The sequence below is a fragment of the Ectorhizobium quercum genome (assembly GCF_026552795.1).
Lineage (GTDB): Bacteria > Pseudomonadota > Alphaproteobacteria > Rhizobiales > Rhizobiaceae > Ectorhizobium > Ectorhizobium quercum.
Window position 1 is genome coordinate 541,324 of record NZ_JANFPI010000004.1, and the last position, 14,067, is coordinate 555,390.

A 14,067-nucleotide genomic window follows, 5' to 3' on the forward strand; every position below is an offset into this window, starting at 1 on the left:
GCGCGGACATTATTTAACATGATGATTGGAGTCAACTTTTGACGGTTGACCCCGGGAATGGCCTATTCCGGGATGTGGAAGGCGCGGCGGAAATAGGAGCGGAAGGCGGTGACGGCCGGCGAAGGTTCCAGATTCTTTCGCCAGGCAAGGCCGACGTCCATCGACGGAACGGGATCGCTGAGCGTGACCGTTTCGACGCGCCGCCCTTCCAGCGACCACGGCCGATGGACCATGTCGGAAAGGATGGCGACGCCCTGGCCGTTCCCGACCATCGAGCGCACCGCCTCGACGGACGAGGTGCGCAGGATCGTCCGGGGCTGGTAAGGCGTCTGGCTCCAGTATTTCAGCGAGGTGTGCGAGGCTTCGTCGACCGTCAGCATGATATAGGGCTCCTCCGAAACCTCGCGCAGCCCGATGGCTCCGGACGACAGAAGCCGGTGGCGGGCGGGCAGCCACAGCCGCCGCTGCGAGCTGAGCAGCTTTTCCGCGTCGAGGCCGGGATTGAGCACGTTGGAGGTGAGCAGGACGGCGATATCGTAGCGGTTCGTCAGCAGTCCTTCCTCGATGGACTCGCGGTTGAGTTCGAAAAGCTGGATGTCCAGTCCCGGAAACTGCCGGTTGAGCCGCGTCATGTGGTAAGGCAGGAAGTAGCCGATCACGGTATAGGTCGCGGCGACCGTCAGGCGGCCCCTGACCTCCGCCGTCACCTGGCTCAATTGCTGCGCCTCGGCCACCTTGGCCATGATCTCGTAGGCGTGCAGCAGAAACTGCCGGCCCGTCACCGTCATTTCCATGCCGTGCGGCGTCCGCTCGAACAGCGGCGCGCCCACCGTCGCCTCCAGATCGCGGATCGCCGTCGTCACCGCCGATTGCGAGATCGACAGGTTGACGGCGGCCTGCGACACCTGACCAGCCTCCGCGGTGGCGATGAAATAACGGATCTGCTTCAGGCTGAGCGACATATCTCTTTTTCAGATATCGTGTTTCTGTTTTCTCGATCAAGGAGGGCCAACAGCGGCCGTTCTCCGGCCAAACGGCGGAAAAATGCACCTATATCGTTGAAATTCCCCGATCGTTCCCCGTTCACGCTTTCAAACGTGCGTTCTGTTTTTCAGATAATAAATATGAAAAAATAGAATTTTTCAAATTCGTTTTTTGTGACTAGCGTTTTTTTGACAAAAGGACGTGCAATTTGAATGGTTGCATAAAATATAGTCACAACATGGAAAAACCTGTGCATCTCGACGCCGTGGACATCAATTGCGACATGGGCGAGGCCTTTGGGTGCTGGCGGATCGGCGACACCGACGATGCCAGCCTGATGGGCCTCATCAGTTCCGCCAACATCGCCGCCGGCTTCCATGCCGGCGATCCCAACCTGATGGACCGCACGGTCCGCCTTGCCGTGGAGCACGGGGTCGGCGTCGGGGCGCATCCGGGCTATAACGACCTTCAGGGCTTCGGCCGGCGGCGCATCGATGCGACGCCGCTGGAACTCGTCAACGACATCGCCTATCAGGTCGGCGCCCTGCGCGAATTCGCCCGCCGCCACGGCGCGACGCTCCAGCACGTCAAGCCGCACGGCGCGCTCTACATGGAAATGGCGATTGATCCGGAATTCGCCCGCCAGTTCATTGCCTATATGCGGGTCGCGGCCCCCAGTGTCTTCGTGTTCTGCATGGCGGGTTCGGCCACCGAACGCGCGGCGAGGGAGGCGGGCCAGCCGATGATCCGCGAGTTCTACGCCGACCGGGACTATGCCGACAACGGCTCGATCGTCTTCACCCGCGATGTCGGGCGGCCCGACCCGGCCGTGATCGCCCGCAAGGTGGTCAGGGCCTGCACGCAAGGCACGGTCACGACGGTCAGCGGCCGGGAGGTCGCGGTGCCGTTCGAATCGATCTGCTTCCATTCCGACACGCTGGGGGCGTTCGATATCGTCCGCCACATGCGCGAGGCGCTGAAGGCGGAAGGCATCCGCATCGCGCCCGTTTCCGAAATCGTCAAGGCTTGAAAAGCGGAGAATGACATGAGCAAGCTGGAGATCAGATCACCCCTTCCCGGGACGTTCTACCGCAAACCGTCGCCGGAGGCCGCGCCCTTCAAGGCGGATGGCGATGCGGTCGCCGCCGCCGATCCGGTCGGTCTCATCGAGGTGATGAAGACCTTCCACGAGGTTCCGGCGGGTGTCGAGGGCGGCAATATCGTCTTCCTCGTCGAGGATGCCGAGCCGATCATGGCGGGGCAGGTGATCGCAGAGGTCGAGGCATGACCATCCGCTCGCTGCTCGTCGCCAACCGGGGGGAGATCGCCGTCCGCATCGTCCAGGCGGCCAGGGCGCTCGGCATCCGCACGGTGCAGGCCCATTCCGCCGCCGACCGCGACATGCTGGCGGTGAAGTTGGCCGATGCGGCCGTCGAGATCGGCCCGCCCTCGGCGATGAAGTCCTACCTCAACATCGACGCCGTATTGAAGGCGGCGCTGGAGGCCGGTGTCGACGCCGTTCATCCCGGCTACGGTTTCCTGTCCGAAAACGCCGCCTTTGCGGAAGCGGTCGAAAAGGCCGGGCTGGTCTTCATCGGCCCGAGTGCAGAGGCAATCCGCCTGCTCGGCGACAAGGTGGAGGCGCGCAAGGTGGCCCAGCGCGCCGGCGTGCCGACCGTTCCGGGCAGCGACGGCCGGGTCGAAAGCCTCGATGCGGCCCGCGCGCTGGTCGAGAGCATCGGCTTTCCGGTGATGATCAAGGCGGCGGCCGGCGGCGGCGGGCGCGGTATCCGCATCGCGGAGACGATGGAGGATTTCGAGCGCCATTTCCCGCAGGCATCGGCGGAAGCGCTGGCCGCCTTCGGCGACGGCGGCCTTTATCTGGAAAAGGTCATCGCGCGTGCCCGCCATGTCGAGGTGCAGATCCTCGGCGACGGTAAGGACGCCATCCATTGCTTCGAACGCGAATGCTCGCTCCAGCGCCGCCGCCAGAAGGTGTGGGAGGAAGCGCCGTCGCAAGCCCTGAGCGAGGCGGTGCGCAAGGCGCTCTGCGACAGCGCCGTGGCGCTGGCCCGCGAGGTCGGCTATCGCGGCGCCGGCACGGTCGAATATCTCTACGACGATATCGAGGGCCGGTTCTATTTCATCGAGGTCAACACCCGCATCCAGGTGGAGCATCCGGTAACGGAGATGATCACCGGCATCGATCTCGTGCAGGAGATGATCCGCATCGCCGGCGGTGCGAAGCTCTCCGTCCGGCAGGAGGACGTGAAGGTTCGCGGCCACGCCATCGAATGCCGCATCAACGCCGAGGACCCGGCGAAGGGCTTCATGCCGGCCCCCGGCACCGTGACCCGGCTCATCGTTCCCGAGGGCGAGGGCATCCGTTTCGATACGATGCTCTACGAGGGCTACACCGTTCCGCCCTTCTACGATTCCCTGCTCGGCAAGCTGATCGTCCATGCCGAAACGCGCGAGGCCTGCCTCGCCCGGCTGGGGCAAGCGCTCGACGGCCTCGTCATCGAGGGTCTCGCCACGACCATACCGCTGCATGCGGCGCTGGCGCGCGACGCCGCCGTCGCCGGCGGCGCGGTCCATACCCGGTTTCTGGAACAATGGCTGGAAACGGGGCTTTCCACGCCGCCCGCGACACTCAAGGAGATTGCCTGATGGTCATGCGCTATTCGTTCGGAGGCGATGAGCACCTGTTCGTCGAATGCAGCGAGGAGATGTCGCTGGAGGCTTTCTTCACCTCGCTTTCGGTGACGAACGGCATCCGTGAGGCGAAGATCAAGGGCGTGACCGAGATCTGCCCGGCCAATGCCTCCTTCCAGGTCAGGTTCGACCCCGACGTCATCCATCCCGACGATCTTCTGAAGGAAGTGAAGGCCGTCGCCGAGGTTGCCGCGGGCGGCGAGCCGGTGATCTCCACCCGCATCGTCGAAATCCCGGTGTTCTACGACGACCCGTGGACCCATGAGACGCTGATGCGCTTTCGCGAGCGCCATCAGGACCCGGGTAGCACCGATCTGGAATATGCGGCGCAGATCAACGGCTATTCTTCCGTCGCCAGCTTCATCAAGGCGCATTCCGGTTCGCCGTGGTTCGTCTCGATGGTCGGCTTCGTCTCGGGCCTGCCCTTCATGTACCAGATGGTCGAGCGCCAGCGGCAGATCGAGGTGCCGAAATACCTGCGCCCGCGCACGGATACGCCCCGGCTCACCGTCGGCCACGGCGGCTGCTTCGGCTGCATCTATTCGGTGCGCGGCGCGGGCGGCTACCAGATGTTCGGCATCACGCCGATGCCGATCTACGACCCGACGCAGAAGACCGGCCATCTCAAGGATTTCATGGTGTTCTTCCGTCCCGGCGACATCGTGAAGTTCAAGCCGGTCGATCGCGACGGCTACGCCCGGGCGGTCGAGGCGGTGGACAAGGGCGATTTTTCGCCGCCCATCCGCCCGGTGAAATTCGATCTTCGGGAATTCCAGAGTGATATCGACGGTTACAACGCCAGACTGGAGGGTGTGCTCGATGGCCATTAAGGTTCTTCATCCGGGACTTGCCACCACTGTGCAGGATCTCGGCCGTCCCGGCTATTTCCATCTCGGCATTCCCGAGGGCGGCGCGATGGACCGCGTGGCGCTGAAGGCCGCCAACCTGCTGGTCGGCAACGATATCGGCGCCGCCGGGCTGGAAGCGGTGTTCATGGGGCCGAAGCTCGAATTCACCGGGGATGCCATCGTTGCCGTGACCGGCGCGGAGATGCCCGTCAAGCTTGACGGCGTCGAGCAGCCGGGCTGGACGGCCTTCAAGGTCAAGGCCGGGCAGGTCCTGAGCTTCGATTTCCTGAAGGGCGGCGCGCGCATCTATATCGCCGTTTCCGGCGGCATCGACGTGCCCGTGGCACTCGGCAGCCGCTCGACCTATCCGATCGGCGCGCTGGGCGGGCTTAACGGCCGCGCCATCGCCGCCGGCGACGAACTGCCGGTCGGCGAGGCCGCCCCCGTGGCCGAGGGCCGGTCCGTGCCCGAAGCGCTGCGCCGCCAGCCGGGCAGACCGGCGGAACTGCGCGTCCTGCCCGGTCTCTACTGGCACCGGATCACCGAACAGGCCGGGCGCAACTTCTTCGAGGACGAGTGGAAGGTGGCGCCCGAGGCCGACCGCATGGGCTATCGCTTCCGCGGCGGCCGGCCCATCGAGTTCAATCCGCGCGAGCAGCCGTTCGGCGCGGGCTCCGATCCCTCGAACATCGTCGATAGCTGCTATCCCTACGGCTCCATCCAGGTGCCGGGCGGCTCGGAACCCATCGTGCTCCACCGCGACGCGGTATCGGGCGGCGGCTATTTCATGCTCGGCACGGTGATTTCCGCCGACATGGACCTGATCGGCCAATTGCAGCCGCACACGCCGGCGCGGTTCGTGCAGGTGGACATGGAAACAGCCCTTCAGGCCCGCAAGGACCGGGCGGCACTCGTCGAGCGGATCAGGGCGCTGTTCTGACGGCAAAAAGGGGAAAGGCGATGCGGGCAGGCATTCGGAACGGAAAAGCGGCAGAGACGGCGGAAGCCTTCGCTTTTGCGGTCGTTACCGCCCGCTCACTCCTCGATCACCCGGGTCAGGTAGTCCGCCGTGGCGCTCGGGCTCGGAATGATCGCCACGATCTTCATCTGCGCGATGGTGCGGTTGACCGAGGCTTCCAGATGGGTTTGCAGCATGGCGGCGGCGGCCGCGGTCGCGCCGCGCATCAGAAGTTCGACGATCAGCCGCAGTTCCGTGATGACGATCGGATCGCCCGGCAGGCCGAGCAGCCCCAGCAGCCTTTCGATGGCCGTGACGGGCAGCAGGTTATTGCGGATGAGTTCCTGAAGCTTCTCGTTCGGCGTCGCCAGAACGCAGGTGTCGATGAAACGGGACTGGATCTCGGCAAGGTCCTTGAGGAAATCCGTGTCATGCCGGCTTTCCAGAGCGCCCAGCCGGCCGAACAGGCTGACCAGCGCATCGCGGTCGATATGGGAGGCGGAGGCGATGAGCGCCTGCGGCTCGAGAATGCCGCGCAGGACGAAATGGTCCTTGACGGTCTGGGCGGTCAGCGGCCCGGCGATCCAGTGGGAGGAGGCGTTCTTGCGCACCAGCCCACGCTCGCGCAGCCGCGCCAGCACGTCGCGCACCACCGTGCGGCTGACGTTGAAATGCTCGGCCAACTCCGACTCGATGATGCGGTACTGGCCGAAGACGACGCAGCCGGCGACGTCGCGCTCGACCGTGTTGTAGATGCGCTCCCAGGAGGCGCGGTTCTGGAGCGCCTCGTCGGCATGCTGCGGAATGATGAGGCCGAGCGTCTTGATGTCGGTGCGGTTGGGTTCGAGCGCCTCCTCGCCGGAGCCGACCAGATAGCCGCGGCCCTTGAAGCGGTGGACCAGCCCTTCCGCCTCCAGCGTCTGCAAGGCGCGCTGCACCGGCGCGCGCGAGGTCTGGAGGATTTCGGCGATCGGGCCTTCGAGAAGCACCAGCCCGGGCGGCAGGATGCCCTCGGCGATGTTCGTGCGTAGCACATCCTCGGCGATCTCGTACCGGCGTTGTGCGTTTTGTCCCTTGCGGTTTTCGGTCATGAACCCGGAGAACCCTCATGATGGAGCGATAGACCAGTGCGATCTGTTTACGGCATTTCCCTCGCGATGCGCCAGATTGATATAAAATGATTTTTGAATACAAAATGTGATTTTTAATCGCATGTCGCGAGGATCGAATGCGCCGGAAATCGGAGCGGACAAAGCGGGACGCTTTTGCCGCACGGCCTGCCCTGCGCCGCCGAAAGGCGCCAGACATGCCCGTGTTCGCCTTGTTTTCCGGCGTTGTCGGGCGGCACCGGAGAGGCTGTCGGCATTGATATCCATGCGGATTCTCCTTTTCGTCATCTCCGCCATAGGGCTTTGGTTGAATCGGGCGCAAATTCATAAAAAGCGTATTGCATACAAAAATCATTAGTGCCATACTTCATGCAACGATCGCGCCGGACAAGAAGCGCGGCGAGGTGGATAATCTGAACGCCACGGAACAGTCCTGATCCCGATGCGCCGCACCCCGGCGCAAGCGCTTCCGCGCGTCCCGAAAGATGCCTTTCGCATCCCGGGAGCGTATCGGCGAACGGACAGCCGTGCGCCCTGAAAACCGGCGGAGAAACAGTGTCGACAGTGCTGCAACTTTCGAATGTGGTGAAATCCTACGGTGATGCCGTGGCGCTCGCCGGGATCGATCTTTCGCTGCCCGACGACAGCTACGTGTCGCTGCTCGGCCCCTCCGGCGCGGGCAAGACGACGCTGCTGCGGGTCATCGCCGGCTTCGAGGCCCCGGAAAGCGGCACGATCCGCTTTGGCGGGCGAGAGATCGGCGGCGTTTCCCCGCACGAGCGCGGCATCGGCTTCGTGTTCCAGAACTTCGCGCTGTTTCCGCACCTGACGGTCGAGAAGAACATCGCCTTCGGCCTCGTCAACCGCGACAGGAACCCGGTGACGGACACGGAGGCGGTTCGCCGCAAGGTGCGCGACATGATCGCGCTTGTCGGCCTGACGGGCCTCGAAGGCCGGGCGGTGACGCAGATTTCCGGCGGCCAGAAACAGCGCGTGGCGCTGGCCCGCACGCTCGTCACCGAACCGCGGATGGTGCTGCTGGACGAGCCGCTCGGCGCGCTCGACGCCAATCTGCGCACCCGCATGCGCAGCGAGCTGCGCGCCATCCGCGAACGCTGCGGCGTCACCTTCCTGCATGTGACCGGCAGCGAGACGGAGGCGCTTTCGATGGGCGACACCGTGCTGGTGCTGGACCGCGGCCGGATCGCCCAGCAGGCCGATGCCGACACGATCTACAACCGCCCGGTCTCGCCCGCCGTCGCCCGGTTCTTCAACTGTTACAACATCTTCTTCGGGCAGGTGGATGCTGAACGCTTCGTGACGCCGGCCGGCACCTTTCCCATCGGCCCCACCGTGCAGAAATCGGACCGGCAGGCCTACGCCATCCGCTACGACCGCATCGCCATCCGCCCGGCCGGCACCCAAGCCGGCGACGGCGAGATCGGCATCGAGGGCACCTTCCTCGCCAGCGAATATACCGGCTCGGCGATCACCTCCTTCTTCACGCTCGACGACGGCAAGGTCTTCGAGGTGGAAACGCATCTGAGCCAGGCCGCGCCGCAAAGCTACGAGCCGCACGGCCGCTACGGCCTCATCTGGAAGAAGGACGACGCCATTGTCTATGCGTGACGCCGCCCATTCCCTGCCTGTCCTTACGGAGAGCCGGATCCATGACCGCCATCACTGAAACCTCGAACGAAAGCGTGCCGGTCACGCTCAAGGCCCGCAAGGGGCTGTGGCTTCTCGCGCCCGGCGTCATCTGGATGGTGCTGTTCCTCGTGCTGCCCATGCTGATGATGCTCTACGTGTCCTTCTGGACGCAGACGACCTTCACCATCGAGCCGACGCTGACGCTGAGAAGCTGGATCACCTTCTTCACCAGCGACACCTATCTCGGCGCGCTGTGGACCACCGTCCGCATCTGGCTGACGGTGCTGGCCGCCACCCTCTTGGTCGGCTATCCGGCGGCGCTGTTCGTCGGCCTGTTCATCAGGAACAAGACGCTCTCCACCGTGCTGCTGGTGCTGTGCGTCATCCCGTTCTGGACCTCCTTCCTGATCCGCGTTCTCGCCTGGCGGCCGATGCTCGGCAAGGAAGGCGCGATCAACATGATCCTGATGAAGATCGGCGCCATCACCCAGCCGATCGAGGTGCTCTTGTTTTCCGAACTGTCGGTGGTCATCGGCATGACGCAGATCTACTGCGTCTTCATGGTCGGCCCCATCGCCTTCATGCTCGGGCGCATCGATCCCTCGATCATCGAGGCTGCGGAGGATCTCGGCGCCGGCTTCTGGCGCATCTTCCGCACCATCATCCTGCCGCTTTCCATGCCGGGCGTGGTGGTCGGCGCGATCTTCGTCTCTGTCATGGTGCTGGGCGAGTTCGCCACCTCCGCTGCGCTCTCCGGCCGCAAGGTGAACCTGCTCGGCAACATCATCGTCACCCAGGTCGGCTCGCTGAAATGGGCCTTCGCGGCGGTCGCGGGCGTCGTTCTCACCGTGCTGATGGGCGCGGTCGTGGCCGGCCTGCTCCGGGTCGTCGACCTCAAGAAGGAGCTGTGAGCATGAATTACAGCGGCATCAAATTCGGCCTTGCGGTCTATACGACCCTGTTCATCGTCTTCCTCTATGCGCCGCTCGCCGTGCTCGCCATCCTGTCCTTCCAGGCGGGACCGGAAGGCGGGCCGCAGTTTCCGATCATCGAATGGTCGACCTACTGGTACAGGCACTTGTTCGGCCTGACGCCGCCCTCGCGCATCGCGCCGCTGCCGATCGATCAGGCGCTGGTCCGCTCGATGACGCTGGCGCTGATGACCACGGTCGTCTCCACCGTGCTCGGCGTCATGTCGGCGCAGGCCTTCCGCCGCAGGTTCCGCGGCTCGGGCGCGGTCTTCTACCTGATCGTTCTCGGCATGATGGTGCCGGGCGTGCTGGTCGGCCTCGGCATGGCGCTGGTCGCCAACACCTTCGGCATCGACCGTCACTGGTGGAGCACGGCCTTCGTGCTGCATGTCGTCTACACCTTCCCCTTCGCCTTCCTCGTCATGCTGGCGATCTTCAACCGCTTCGATCCGAGCGTCGAGGAAGCCGCCTGGTCGCTCGGCGTCAGCCCGGCGCGCACCTTCCGCAAGGTCACGTTCCCGCTGATCTTCCCCGGCGTGCTGTCGGCCATGCTGTTCGCCTTCACGCTGTCCTACGACGAGTTCTCGCGCACGCTGTTCGCCTCGGGCCGCGACCTGACGCTGCCGCTGGCGATCTACGGCACCTTCTCCGTGGAAGTGCATCCGAACGTCTTCGCCTTCGGGGTGCTGACCACGCTGTTTTCCTTCGCGCTGCTGTCGGTCTACGCGATCCTGATGGGTTTCGCTGTGCGCCGCGCCAAGCGCATCGCCGTGCAGGAGGACGCATGATGGAACCCGTCTCCGCAATCGTCACCGGGGCCGGTTCGGGTATCGGCCGGGCCATCGCCGAACGGCTCGCCGCCGACGGCTATGCCGTGCTCGTCAACGATCTTTCGCCCGGGCGCGCCGAAACGGTCGCGGCGGAAATCCGCGGGAAAGGCGGCATCGCGACGGGCCTTGCCGGCGACGTCTCCTCCGAGGCCGATGCCGCGGTGATCCACGCGACGGCGGTCGCGGCACACGGCACGGTCGGGCTGCTGGTCAACAATGCCGGCATCGCCCACCAGGCGCCGTTCGAAACGCTGACGGTGGCCGATTTCGACCGCATGTTCGCCGTGCATGTGCGCGGCAACTTCCTGATGACCCGGGCCGTGCTGCCGGCCATGCTTTCCGCCGGCCGGGGCGTCGTCGTCAACATCGCCTCGCAGCTCGGCCAGATCGGCGGCGTCGAACTCGTCCACTATTCCGGTGCCAAGGCGGCGATCATCGGCATGACCAAGGCGCTGGCCCGCGAGGTGTCGAGCCGTGGCGTGCGCGTCAATGCCGTCGCGCCGGGACCGATCAATACGCCGCTGGTGATGGAGCTTTCCGAAGACTGGCGCAACGCCAAGCGGGCCGAACTGCCGCTCGGCCGGTTCGGCGAGCCGGAGGAAGTGGCGGCAGCGGTCGCCTTCCTCGCCTCCGACGCGGCAAGCCTCTTCGTCGGCCAGACCCTCGGGCCCAATTCGGGCGACGTCATGCTTTGAGGAGCGAACCCATGTCCAGCAGTGAAAAACGCATCGTTCTCGTCACCGGCGCCGGCATCGGCATCGGCCGGGGCACGGCCAAGGCCTTCGGGGCGCTCGGCGATCATGTGATCGTCACCGACATTCTCGACGGGGAAGGCGAGGCGGTCGCCGGCGAGATCCGCGCCGCCGGCGGCTCGGCCGAGTTCGTCCATTACGACGTGCGGGCGAAGGAGGCCGCCGACGCCATCGTCGCGGATGTCGAAAAGCGCCACGGCAGGATCGACGTGATCGTCGCCAATGCCGGCATCGCCCACCGCACGCCGCTGGCCGAACTGACCGACGCGAAATGGGACCTGACGCTCGATATCGACCTCAAGGGCATCTTCCGGCTGGTGCGGGCGGCGGCCCCGGCCATGCGCGCCCGCAAATCGGGCAGCATCGTCGCGCTCTCCTCGATCATGGGCGTCGCCTATGGCTGGGACGAGCATGTCCATTATTCCACCGCAAAGGCCGGCGTCGTCGGGCTGGTCCGGGCGCTGGCCGTCGAGATGGCCCGCGACGGGGTGCGCGTCAACGGCGTCGCGCCGGGCTACATCCGCACCGCCCAGCTTCTGTCCGAGGAGAACTCTCTCGGCCCGGCGGGGGCGGAAAAGGCCGCCGAATTCATTCCGATGGGGCGTCTCGGCGAGGCCGCGGACATCGCCGACGTCATCACCTTTCTGGCGTCGCACGGCGCGAGATACATGACCGGCCAGGTGCTGGTCGTGGATGGAGGCCTCCTGGTGGGGCGCTACTGAATGCCCCGTTTCCGGCGGCGCGAGCCTGCCGGAACGGGAACCAACGATAAGCGGGGCTTCGGCATGGCCGTGACCTCGGGGAACAACGAAAAATTGGAGAGAAGAGACATGTCCATCATGGAAATGAATCGCCGTTCGCTTCTGAAGCGCTCCGCAGGCGCCATCGCGCTGGCGATGGGCGGCGGCACGCCCTTCCTGTCGTCGCGCGCCGCCTTTGCCGCGGCGGGCGACCTCGCCAGCCAGCAGCTTCGCACCATCGGCCTTTCGGTCACGGTTCAGGAGCGCATCCTGGAGGAGTTCAAGAAGGTCTCCGGCGTCGGCACCACCTCCGGCACGGCCGCGACCTATCCCGACGCCCAGACCCGGATCCTGTCCGGCTCGAAGGACTACGACTGCTGGGAAATCATCGCCGAGCGCCTGCCCGCCATCGTCATGACCAACAATGTCGAGACGATTCCCGCCGCCTCGCTGAAGAACTGGGCGAATATCCGCGACACCTTCACCGCACCCAGCGACAAGTGGGACCTCAAGTCGCAGATCGTCGGCCAGATCTGGGCGGACGAGGGCCAGACCGCGCTGAACATGGTTCCGGCGGTCTACAATTACGATTCCATCGGCTACAATCCGGATGTGGTTTCGGAGGAGGAGGCCAATACCTGGGCCGCGATCTTCGACCCCAAGTGGAAGGGCAAGTCCGGCCTCAATACCGACCCGCTGATCGCCTTCGGGCAGGCCATCATGGCGATGAACTCGCTCGGCCTTTCCGACGTGGCGAACCCCGGCAACCCGACGGCGGCGGAAATCGACGAGGCGGCCAGCTTCCTCATCTCGAAGAAGAAGGACGGCCAGTTCCGCGCGCTCTGGGGCGATTTCGGCGAGCTGGTGAACTTCATGGCCTCCGGCGAGATGGTCGTCTGCGATGCCTGGCAGCCCGCCGTCATGGCTGTCAAGGCGCAGGGCAAGCCCGCCAAATACGCCGTGCCGAAGGAAGGCTATCGCGGCTGGGCCATCGGCCCGGCGATGATCGCCGGCTCGACCAACAAGGAAGCGGTCATCGCCTATGCCGACTACTGGCTGTCCGGCGAGCCGGGCATCACCGTGTCCGAGCAGGGCTACTACTCGCCCTCGACCAACATCAAGGACGTCATGGACCCGGATAAATACGCCTTCTGGTACGAGGGCAAGCCGTGGGTCGGCGCGCCGGAGCGCGGCATCAGCGAAGGCGACCTGCGCGACGGCGGCTCGCTGGAGGAACGCGCCGGCAACGTCGCCTACTGGCACCAGTGGCCGGACGAATACGACCATCTGGTCCAGAAGTGGGACGAGTTCCTCAACGCGTAATCGTCCGGAGCCCCGCCTTCGCCGCCGGCCGGCGGAGGCGGGTGCCGGCGTCTTTTCCAATCCTTACGGAGCATGCGATGATTTACGACCTCGAACTGATGAAGGTCGGCAAGGTGTACGACAACGGCACCACCGCCGTCGCCGGTTTCGACCTGGCCGTGACCAAAGGCGAGTTCATCGCGTTTCTCGGTCCGTCTGGCTGCGGCAAGACCACGACGCTGCGCATGATCGCCGGTTTCGAGAGCATTTCCTCGGGCGACATGATGATCAAGGGCATCCGCATGAACGATGTGCCCGCGCAGAAGCGCCCGACCTCGACGATCTTCCAGAACTACGCGCTCTTTCCGCACATGACGGTGCGCCGCAACGTCGGCTACGGGCTGGCGGTCAAGGGCATGCCGAAGGCCGAAATCGACGCGAAGGTCGACCGCATCCTCGCCACGCTCGGGCTGGAGGACATCGCCGAACGCAAGCCGGAGCGCCTGTCGGGCGGCCAGCGCCAGCGCATCGCGCTCGCCCGCGGCCTCGTGGTCGAGCCGGATATCCTCTTGCTCGACGAGCCGCTCGGCGCGCTCGACGCCAACCTGCGCAAGGCGATCCAGAACGAACTGAAGCTGCTCCAGAAGAACCTCGGCGTCACCTTCGTCTTCGTCACCCACGCGCAATCGGAAGCGCTGGCGCTCTCCGACCGGATCGTGGTGATGAACCAGGGCCGCGTCGAGCAGATCAGCCCGCCGCACCAGCTTTACACGCGGCCGAACACGCCGTTCGTCGCCCAGTTCGTCGGCCGCAACACCATCTTCGCCGGCACCGTCAAGGGCAGCGAAGGCGGCATGACGGTTGCCGAAACCGCATCCGGCACGCTGGCCGGCAAGCCGTCCGCCGCCTTCGACGGCGGCGCGCACGTCAACCTCGTCGTGCCGGCGGAAGCCATCGAGGTGGTTCCCGCGCAGGAGGCCCGGCGCGAGCGGATCGCCGCCGATTTCGGCGGCAACGTCATCGACGCGACGATCTCGCGCTTCGACGTGGTCGGCCACATCTCGCATCTCGCCGTCACCCTGCCCGACAGCCGCAGCATCGCGCTGGAGGGGCATGTCGAAAAATACCGTCCCGACGCCTTCGCCGTCGGCTCTCAGGTCGTCCTGTCCTGGAGCCCCGAACAGGCGACGGTGATCCCGGCGCACTGA

At 65.3% G+C, this 14,067-nt stretch carries 15 protein-coding genes; 12 read left to right on the top strand and 3 right to left on the bottom strand.

Annotation, left to right across the window (positions count from 1 at the left end; translation table 11 throughout):
• Positions 1 to 62: 62 nt before the first annotated feature.
• Positions 63 to 962 carry a LysR family transcriptional regulator gene (locus tag NOF55_RS14855; protein WP_306412168.1) on the bottom strand — a complete coding sequence of 300 codons (900 nt, stop codon included), beginning with the start codon at positions 960 to 962 and terminating at the stop codon, positions 63 to 65.
• A gap of 272 nt (positions 963 to 1,234) precedes the next feature.
• Here NOF55_RS14855 and NOF55_RS14860 point away from each other — a divergent pair, with 272 nt between their 5' ends.
• The 5 genes from NOF55_RS14860 to NOF55_RS14880 are packed head-to-tail and all read left to right on the top strand — an operon-like array spanning position 1,235 to position 5,487.
• Entirely contained in the window at positions 1,235 to 2,014 is a 780-nt protein-coding gene (locus tag NOF55_RS14860; protein ID WP_370868986.1) for a 5-oxoprolinase subunit PxpA, read from the top strand.
• Positions 2,015 to 2,029: 15 nt separating this feature from the next.
• Entirely contained in the window at positions 2,030 to 2,272 is a 243-nt protein-coding gene (locus NOF55_RS14865; protein ID WP_306412170.1) for an acetyl-CoA carboxylase, read from the top strand.
• Positions 2,269 to 3,654: an acetyl-CoA carboxylase biotin carboxylase subunit gene (locus NOF55_RS14870; RefSeq protein ID WP_306412171.1), complete on the top strand. Its 1,386-nt coding sequence runs from the start codon at positions 2,269 to 2,271 to the stop codon at positions 3,652 to 3,654. The genes NOF55_RS14865 and NOF55_RS14870 overlap by 4 nt, the downstream gene beginning before the upstream one ends.
• Positions 3,654 to 4,529, top strand: a complete 876-nt coding sequence (locus tag NOF55_RS14875) for a 5-oxoprolinase subunit B family protein (protein WP_306412172.1) — start codon at positions 3,654 to 3,656, stop codon at positions 4,527 to 4,529. The genes NOF55_RS14870 and NOF55_RS14875 overlap by 1 nt, the downstream gene beginning before the upstream one ends.
• Positions 4,519 to 5,487, top strand: a complete 969-nt coding sequence (locus NOF55_RS14880) for a 5-oxoprolinase subunit C family protein (protein ID WP_306412173.1) — start codon at positions 4,519 to 4,521, stop codon at positions 5,485 to 5,487. The genes NOF55_RS14875 and NOF55_RS14880 overlap by 11 nt, the downstream gene beginning before the upstream one ends.
• Positions 5,488 to 5,582: 95 nt before the next feature.
• Here the strand turns inward: NOF55_RS14880 and NOF55_RS14885 are convergent, their stop codons facing one another.
• Positions 5,583 to 6,596, bottom strand: coding sequence for a GntR family transcriptional regulator (locus NOF55_RS14885; protein WP_306412174.1), 1,014 nt, complete (start codon positions 6,594 to 6,596; stop codon positions 5,583 to 5,585).
• Positions 6,597 to 6,611: 15 nt separating this feature from the next.
• Positions 6,612 to 6,881 carry a hypothetical protein gene (locus tag NOF55_RS14890; RefSeq protein ID WP_306412175.1) on the bottom strand — a complete coding sequence of 90 codons (270 nt, stop codon included), beginning with the start codon at positions 6,879 to 6,881 and terminating at the stop codon, positions 6,612 to 6,614.
• A 288-nt stretch (positions 6,882 to 7,169) separates the two neighbouring features.
• Here NOF55_RS14890 and NOF55_RS14895 point away from each other — a divergent pair, with 288 nt between their 5' ends.
• The 7 genes from NOF55_RS14895 (at position 7,170) to NOF55_RS14925 (ending at position 14,067) form a co-directional block, all read left to right on the top strand.
• Complete coding sequence (locus NOF55_RS14895) at positions 7,170 to 8,243, top strand: ABC transporter ATP-binding protein (RefSeq protein WP_306412176.1); 1,074 nt, start codon at positions 7,170 to 7,172, stop codon at positions 8,241 to 8,243.
• Between the two features lie 41 nt (positions 8,244 to 8,284).
• Complete coding sequence (locus NOF55_RS14900; protein ID WP_306412177.1) at positions 8,285 to 9,175, top strand: ABC transporter permease; 891 nt, start codon at positions 8,285 to 8,287, stop codon at positions 9,173 to 9,175.
• Positions 9,176 to 9,177: 2 nt separating this feature from the next.
• Positions 9,178 to 10,023, top strand: coding sequence for an ABC transporter permease (locus tag NOF55_RS14905; RefSeq protein WP_306412178.1), 846 nt, complete (start codon positions 9,178 to 9,180; stop codon positions 10,021 to 10,023).
• Complete coding sequence (locus NOF55_RS14910) at positions 10,020 to 10,760, top strand: SDR family NAD(P)-dependent oxidoreductase (protein WP_306412179.1); 741 nt, start codon at positions 10,020 to 10,022, stop codon at positions 10,758 to 10,760. The genes NOF55_RS14905 and NOF55_RS14910 overlap by 4 nt, the downstream gene beginning before the upstream one ends.
• Before the next feature lie 11 nt (positions 10,761 to 10,771).
• Positions 10,772 to 11,539, top strand: coding sequence for an SDR family NAD(P)-dependent oxidoreductase (locus NOF55_RS14915; RefSeq protein WP_306412180.1), 768 nt, complete (start codon positions 10,772 to 10,774; stop codon positions 11,537 to 11,539).
• Between the two features lie 108 nt (positions 11,540 to 11,647).
• Complete coding sequence (locus NOF55_RS14920) at positions 11,648 to 12,880, top strand: ABC transporter substrate-binding protein (RefSeq protein WP_306412181.1); 1,233 nt, start codon at positions 11,648 to 11,650, stop codon at positions 12,878 to 12,880.
• Between the two features lie 77 nt (positions 12,881 to 12,957).
• Positions 12,958 to 14,067, top strand: coding sequence for an ABC transporter ATP-binding protein (locus NOF55_RS14925; protein WP_306412182.1), 1,110 nt, complete (start codon positions 12,958 to 12,960; stop codon positions 14,065 to 14,067).

Coding starts and splice junctions, on each gene's coding strand:
- NOF55_RS14875 (WP_306412172.1), top strand. CDS start 3,654: ATGGTCATGCGCTATTCGTTCGGAGGCGATGAGCACCTGTTCGTCGAA.
- NOF55_RS14880 (WP_306412173.1), top strand. CDS start 4,519: ATGGCCATTAAGGTTCTTCATCCGGGACTTGCCACCACTGTGCAGGAT.
- NOF55_RS14865 (WP_306412170.1), top strand. CDS start 2,030: ATGAGCAAGCTGGAGATCAGATCACCCCTTCCCGGGACGTTCTACCGC.
- NOF55_RS14870 (WP_306412171.1), top strand. CDS start 2,269: ATGACCATCCGCTCGCTGCTCGTCGCCAACCGGGGGGAGATCGCCGTC.
- NOF55_RS14905 (WP_306412178.1), top strand. CDS start 9,178: ATGAATTACAGCGGCATCAAATTCGGCCTTGCGGTCTATACGACCCTG.
- NOF55_RS14910 (WP_306412179.1), top strand. CDS start 10,020: ATGATGGAACCCGTCTCCGCAATCGTCACCGGGGCCGGTTCGGGTATC.
- NOF55_RS14855 (WP_306412168.1), bottom strand. CDS start 962: ATGTCGCTCAGCCTGAAGCAGATCCGTTATTTCATCGCCACCGCGGAG.
- NOF55_RS14885 (WP_306412174.1), bottom strand. CDS start 6,596: ATGACCGAAAACCGCAAGGGACAAAACGCACAACGCCGGTACGAGATC.
- NOF55_RS14915 (WP_306412180.1), top strand. CDS start 10,772: ATGTCCAGCAGTGAAAAACGCATCGTTCTCGTCACCGGCGCCGGCATC.
- NOF55_RS14925 (WP_306412182.1), top strand. CDS start 12,958: ATGATTTACGACCTCGAACTGATGAAGGTCGGCAAGGTGTACGACAAC.
- NOF55_RS14900 (WP_306412177.1), top strand. CDS start 8,285: ATGACCGCCATCACTGAAACCTCGAACGAAAGCGTGCCGGTCACGCTC.
- NOF55_RS14920 (WP_306412181.1), top strand. CDS start 11,648: ATGTCCATCATGGAAATGAATCGCCGTTCGCTTCTGAAGCGCTCCGCA.
- NOF55_RS14890 (WP_306412175.1), bottom strand. CDS start 6,881: ATGGATATCAATGCCGACAGCCTCTCCGGTGCCGCCCGACAACGCCGG.